The organism is Acidimicrobiales bacterium (assembly GCA_035316325.1).
In the GTDB taxonomy this organism is placed as follows: domain Bacteria; phylum Actinomycetota; class Acidimicrobiia; order Acidimicrobiales; family VFJN01; genus DASXTK01.
Window position 1 is genome coordinate 1 of the sequence record DATHJB010000021.1, and the last position, 6,115, is coordinate 6,115.

Below are 6,115 nucleotides of genomic sequence, written 5' to 3' on the forward strand. Positions count from 1 at the left end.
CGGGCGGCTCACCCCCCTGACGGCGGGCCCTCGGACGGGACGAACCGGTAGCCCATGCCCGGCTCCGTGAGGATGTAGCGGGGCCGGGAGGGCTCGGGTTCGAGCTTGCGGCGCAGGTGGGCCATGTGGACCCGGATGTAGCGGGCGATCGCCAGGCCGGCACCCGGTGACGTCGGTGCCGTCGATCTCCCACCCGTTGACCCCGACGCTGGCGGTCGGTCGTCTCACCCGGATGTACACGAGTCCGGCTGGGGCAGCTCCGGTGGGCCGGGCATGGCGGTCAGCTCTCGGTGGCCTGGTCGAGGGCGAGGTTGAGCTCGAGCACGTTGACGGCCTTCTCCCCGATGAACCCGAGGGCCCGGCCGTCGGTGTGGTCGTCCACCAGGTCGAGGACCTCGTCGACGCCCAGGCCCCGCTCGTCGGCCACCCGGGCGGCCTGGAGGCGGGCGTTGGCTATCGAGATGTGCGGGTCGAGGCCCGACGACGAGGCGGTGACCGCGTCGACGGGGACGGCCTCGTCGTCGGCCAGGTCGTTCTCGTCGCGGTAGGCGGCGGCCCGTTGCTCGATGCCGTCGAAGCTCTCGTCGACGTCGTCGGTGGCCGGGTCGTCCACCTCGCCGACGAGGAGCTTGTCGTTGGTCGGGCCGAGGTTCGATCCCGAGCTGAGCGTGGGGTCGTAGCCGTCGCCCGCCGCCGAGGGCCGCGGGTGGAAGTACTGCGGCTCGACGAAGGTCTGGCCGATGAGGCTGGAGCCGACGACCTCGCCGTCGGCGTTCTCGACCAGCGAGCCGTCGGCCTTGTCCTTGAACGCCACCTGGGCGACCCCGGTGACGGCCAGGGGATAGATGAGCCCGGCGACGACCGTGAAGATCACCATCATCATGAGGGCGGGGAACAGCTGACGACGCATCACGAGACTCCCAATGCAGAGATGAGGATGTCGATGGCCTTGATCCCGACGAAGGGGGCGATGATGCCGCCGAGGCCGTAGATGAGCAGGTTGCGGCGCAGCATCACCGCGGCGCTCTCGGCCCGGAACTTCACGCCCCGCAGCGACAGCGGGATCAGCACCACGATGATCAGGGCGTTGAAGACGACCGCGGAGAGGATCGCCGAGCGCTGCGACTCGAGGCCCATGATGTTGAGGTCGTCGAGCGCCCCGAGGCCGGCGAAGCCGGAGAACATCGCCGGGATGATGGCGAAGTACTTGGCGACGTCGTTGGCGATCGAGAACGTGGTCAGCGAGCCGCGGGTGATGAGCAGCTGCTTGCCGATCTCGACGATCTCGATGAGCTTCGTCGGGTTGGAGTCGAGGTCGACCATGTTGCCGGCCTCTTTGGCGGCCTGGGTGCCGGTGTTCATGGCGACACCAACGTCGGCCTGCGCCAGGGCGGGGGCGTCGTTGGTGCCGTCACCGGTCATGGCGACGAGCCGCCCGCCCTCCTGCTCCTTGCGGATGAGGGCCATCTTGTCCTCGGGGGTGGCCTCGGCGAGGAAGTCGTCGACGCCGGCCTCGGTGGCGATGGCCTGGGCGGTCAGCGGGTTGTCGCCGGTGATCATCACCGTGCGCAGGCCCATGGCCCGCAGTTGCTCGAAGCGCTGCCGGATGCCCTCCTTGACCACGTCCTTCAGGTGGACGACGCCGAGCACCTCGGGTGGCGCTCCGGCCGCCGACACCTCGGCGACCGCCAGGGGGGTGCCGCCGCCGGTGGCGACGCCCTCGACGAGGGGATCGAGGGCGTCGGGCACCGTGCCCCCCAGCTCGACGACCCAGCGCTTGAGCGAGTCGGTGGCGCCCTTGCGCACCGACTGGCCGTCGAGGTCGAGCCCGCTCATGCGGGTCTGGGCGGTGAACGGCACGAGGGTGGCGTTGCCGACGTCGCGCTCGCGGACGTTGAACCGCTGCTTGGCCAGCACGACGATCGAGCGGCCCTCGGGCGTCTCGTCGGCCAGGCTGGCCAGCTGCGCGGCGGCCGCCAACCGGTCCTCGGCGATGCCGGGCAGGGGGAGGAACTCGGCGGCCTGGCGGTTGCCGAGCGTGATCGTGCCGGTCTTGTCGAGCAGCAGCGTGGAGCAGTCGCCGGCGGCTTCGACGGCCCGGCCCGACATGGCGAGCACGTTGTGCTGCACCAGGCGGTCCATGCCGGCGATGCCGATCGCCGAGAGCAGCGCGCCGATCGTGGTGGGGATCAGGCAGACCAGCAGGGCCACCAGCACCACCACCTCCTGCTCGGCGTCCGAGTAGATGGCGAAGGGCTGCAGGGTCACGACGGCCAGCAGGAAGATGATCGTGAGGCCGGCCAACAGGATGTTGAGCGCGATCTCGTTCGGTGTCTTCTGCCGCTCGGCGCCCTCGACCAGGGCGATCATCCGGTCGAGGAACGTCTCGCCGGCCCTGGCGGTGATGCGGACCACGATCTGGTCCGACAGCACCCGGGTGCCGCCGGTGACCGCCGAACGGTCGCCGCCGGCCTCCCGGATGACGGGGGCGGACTCGCCGGTGATGGCCGACTCGTCGACCGAGGCGATGCCCTCGATGATCTCGCCGTCGGACGGGATCATCTCCCCGGCCGACACGACGACGACGTCGCCCTTGTCGAGCTGCGACGACGGCACCGACTCGATCGTGCCGTCGCGGCCGCGACGGTTGGCCATGGTCTCGGCCCGGGTCTTGCGCAGCGTCGCCGCCTGGGCCTTGCCGCGGCCCTCGGCCATGGCCTCGGCGAAGTTGGCGAACAGGACCGTGAACCAGAGGAACAGGGCCACGAGGCCGGTGAACACGTTCTGCTGCGCGGTCGAGTCGCCGACGTCCCGGAAGAACAGGATCGTCGTGAGGACGCTGCCCACGAGGACCACGAACATGACCGGGTTGCGGGCCTGGACGCGCGGGTGGAGCTTGCGGACGCTGTCCACCAGCGCGCCTCTGACGATGGTGGGGTCGAACAGGGAGCGGCTCTGGGCTCGTTGCGAGCCGCCGCGCTCCTCTGCTCGCTCCGGTGTGGTCGTTGTGCTCATGTCGTCAGTGCTCCTAGATCGACAGCTGCTCGACGATGGGGCCGAGCGCCAGCGCAGGGAAGAAGGTCAGGCCGGCGACGATGGCGACCACGCCGATCACCAGACCGCCGAACAGCGGGGTGTGGGTCGGGAAGGTGCCCGCCGTCTCGGGGGCCGGCTGCTTGCGGGCCATCGCTCCGGCGATGGCGAGCACCGGGATGATGAGGAAGAACCGGCCGACCAGCATGGTCAGGCCCATCACGGTGTCGTACCACTGCGTGGCGGTGGTCAGGCCGGCGAACGCCGAGCCGTTGTTGTTGGCCGCCGAGGTCAGTGCGTAGAGGATCTCGGACAGCCCGTGGGCCCCTGGGTTGTTGGTCGTTTGGGCCGAGTCGAGCAGCACCGACGCCGCCGCGAAGCCCAGCAGCACCGCCGGCATCGCCAGGACGTACAGCACGACCAGCTTCATCTCGGGCGCCTGGATCTTCTTGCCCAGGTACTCCGGTGTGCGTCCGACCATCAGGCCGGCGATGAACACCGCCAGGATCACCATGATCAGGATGCCGTTGAGCCCCACGCCCACGCCGCCGGGGCTGACCTCGCCCAGCATCATGTGGGTCATCGCCACGCCACCGCCCAACGGGGTGGCGCTGTCGTGCATGGAGTTGACCGAGCCGTTCGACGTCCCGGTCGTCGTCGCCAGCCACAAGCCGGACGCGGCGGACCCGAAGCGGACCTCCTTGCCCTCCATGTTCCCGCCGCCCTGGTCGGCCGTGGCCGTCTGGTCGACGGCGAACTGGTCGATCTCGGGGTTGCCGTTGGTCTCCAGCGCCATGGCGGCGACCGACATCAGCAGCCAGATCCCCGCCATGACCGCGAACACCGTGCGGCCCTGGCGCCTGTCCTTCACCATGTAGCCGTAGGTGAAGGCCAGGGCGAACGGGATGATCGCGATGGCGTAGGTCTCGAGGAGGTTGTTGAACGGGGTGGAGTTCTCGAACGGGTGCGCCGAGTTCACGTTGAAGAACCCGCCGCCGTTGGTGCCCAGCTGCTTGATGGCGATCTGGCTGGCCACCGGGCCGCCGGGGATCACCTGGCTGGCACCCTCGACGGTCGCCACGCTGGTGAAGCCGTCGAAGTTCTGGATCACACCCTGGCTGACGAGGGCCAGTGCGAACACGAAGCACCCCGGCAGCAGGATCCGCACCATGGTGCGGGTGAGGTCGACCCAGAAGTTGCCGAGGGTCGACGCCCGCCGGCGGGCCAGGCCCCGGATCAGCGCCGCCATCACCGCCATGCCGGCGGCGGCGGACACGAAGTTGTGCACGCCCAGGCCGACCATCTGGCTGAGGTGGCTCATCGTCGCCTCGCCGCCGTAGGACTGCCAGTTCGTGTTGGTGGCGAAGCTGACCGCCGTGTTGAACGACAGGTGCTCGCCGACGGCCGGCATGTCGGTCGGGTTGAACGGCAGGGAGCTCTGCACCCGCAGCTGCACGTAGAGCAGGAGCAGGGAGATCACGCTGAACGCCAGCACCGAGTAGGCGTAGACGGTCCAGCGCTGCTCCCGCGCGGGGTCGATCCGGCAGAGGCGGTAGATGGGCCGCTCGACCACGCTGAAGAAGCGGTCGCCGGGGGCCTTCTTGGCCTCCTCGTCGTCGTCGCCGGTGTCGCCGTAGACCGCGGCCATGTAGCGGCCCAGCGGTGGTGCCGTGAGGCACAGCAGCACGACGAGCACGCCGAACTGGAGCCAGGCGGCCGAGGTCATCAGAACTTCTCCGGGAAGACGAGCGCCGCCACCAGGTAGGCCGCCAGCAGCACGGCGAGGACCAGACCGATGACGTTGTCGGCGGTCATCGCGTCACCCCTTCGGTGGTCTCGTCCGCGTCGCCGGCACCCCGGAGGATGCGCTCGCAGCCCTTGACGTACAGCACGCAGAGCCCGAAGAAGGCCACTGCGACCAGCACGAATACGACGTCAGCCATATCTCCTGCTTCTCCCATCGGTTTCGAAGTGTGAAGTGGCCAACGCCGTACCCACCTGGTCGGCCAATGCCGCCGCAACGACCCGTTGCTCGAGGGTCCCCGCCGTCCGTCCACCCAGCGCCGCCGCCAATACCACGGCCACCATCAGCGCCGCCGCGGCCCTGGTTTCATTGCGGGACGAACGAGCGACATGACCACGTCCATTTCGGACGGGTCCTCGGGCTCGGACATTCCTTGTCCGCTCCCTCTCGGGGCACGTGATCCGACCACGAGACCGGGTCTAACGACGGGGGACAGGCCCGTCGAGGGCCTTAACGCGGTCTCTACGGCGGGTCGGGGATTCTTAACGCTGCCTCCATCGGCACCCAGCCCATACTCGAAGAACGAGTGAAGCCCACTCCTACTTCACGCACGACTCGGCGGCTCTCGTCCTGTCCGCTTCGGACGACGCCCGACGGGAGGCACAGCGGATCGAGCAGCTCGACCGCTCCGTCCCCGGTCGTGGCCGACGACGTCGTCGAGGACTGGGTCCGCCTGCCCGTGAGCGTGGCCGACCTTCGGTCCGGCTCGATCGCCTGCGCGTCGAAGCCCGACGGCGACCCCCTCGGCCCGTGCTCGACGGCGACGGGCGGCTGATCTACGGCGACCGTTGGATCGGCATCTCACGCCTGCAGGAGCAGGTGGCCGGTCCGCTCGTGGCCCGCCCGGTCAGGCGTTCCCCAGCGACCCGATGGCGGCGACGACCGTGCTGCTCTGGGGGCACCGCCAGATCGCCTGGCCCGCCTCGACCGCCGGTTCCAGCGGGTGGGTGTCCGGGTGGAGGACGCACTGCGGCCACGTGACCGGCAGTCGCTCCGTCCAGAGCGCTTCGATCGCCACCTCCTGCAGCTGGTCCGCCAGGCTCACGATCTGCTCCACAGCCGACTCCCCGGACAGCATCGAGATGCCGGTGCGGCTCCCGTCCGGTTCCCACACCGTCGCCGCCGGGCCGCCGGGCGAGCCCCAGTCCTCGTCCCGGACGTCCAAGCTGACGGCGCACGTCGAAAGGTCCGCCAGCACCGGCGTGAGGGCGCTGACCAGGTCGGGGTGCATCACCTGATCGTCACACACCGAGCTGTTCGACGATGGGGCCGACGACG

Annotated in this window: 8 protein-coding genes; 1 reads left to right on the forward strand and 7 read right to left on the reverse strand. The window is 69.7% G+C overall.

The window, feature by feature from the left end:
* Positions 1–8 precede the first annotated feature (8 nt).
* The 6 genes from VK611_02855 to VK611_02880 form a co-directional block, all read right to left on the reverse strand.
* The gene (locus VK611_02855) at positions 9–155 is read right to left on the reverse strand and encodes a winged helix-turn-helix domain-containing protein (GenBank protein ID HMG40233.1); all 147 of its coding nucleotides are present in this window, start codon (positions 153–155) and stop codon (positions 9–11) included.
* Positions 156–280: 125 nt separating this feature from the next.
* Positions 281–910 (reverse strand): K(+)-transporting ATPase subunit C, encoded by a 630-nt coding sequence (gene kdpC / locus VK611_02860; GenBank protein ID HMG40234.1) that lies wholly within the window; start codon positions 908–910, stop codon positions 281–283.
* Entirely contained in the window at positions 910–3,015 is a 2,106-nt protein-coding gene (kdpB, locus tag VK611_02865; GenBank protein ID HMG40235.1) for a potassium-transporting ATPase subunit KdpB, read from the reverse strand. Before kdpB ends, kdpC begins: the two co-directional genes overlap by 1 nt.
* A gap of 13 nt (positions 3,016–3,028) precedes the next feature.
* Positions 3,029–4,759, reverse strand: a complete 1,731-nt coding sequence (kdpA, locus tag VK611_02870; protein HMG40236.1) for a potassium-transporting ATPase subunit KdpA — start codon at positions 4,757–4,759, stop codon at positions 3,029–3,031.
* On the reverse strand, positions 4,759–4,848 hold the full coding sequence (gene kdpF, locus VK611_02875) for a K(+)-transporting ATPase subunit F (GenBank protein HMG40237.1): 90 nt from the start codon (positions 4,846–4,848) through the stop codon (positions 4,759–4,761). Before kdpF ends, kdpA begins: the two co-directional genes overlap by 1 nt.
* Complete coding sequence (locus VK611_02880; GenBank protein HMG40238.1) at positions 4,845–4,976, reverse strand: potassium transporter Trk; 132 nt, start codon at positions 4,974–4,976, stop codon at positions 4,845–4,847. Before VK611_02880 ends, kdpF begins: the two co-directional genes overlap by 4 nt.
* A gap of 501 nt (positions 4,977–5,477) precedes the next feature.
* On the opposite strand from VK611_02880, the gene VK611_02885 reads away from it, so the two are divergent.
* Entirely contained in the window at positions 5,478–5,612 is a 135-nt protein-coding gene (locus VK611_02885; GenBank protein HMG40239.1) for a hypothetical protein, read from the forward strand.
* Positions 5,613–5,684: 72 nt separating this feature from the next.
* Here the strand turns inward: VK611_02885 and VK611_02890 are convergent.
* Positions 5,685–6,115 (reverse strand): hypothetical protein (locus tag VK611_02890; GenBank protein ID HMG40240.1); only part of this gene is annotated, 431 nt, incomplete at its 5' end.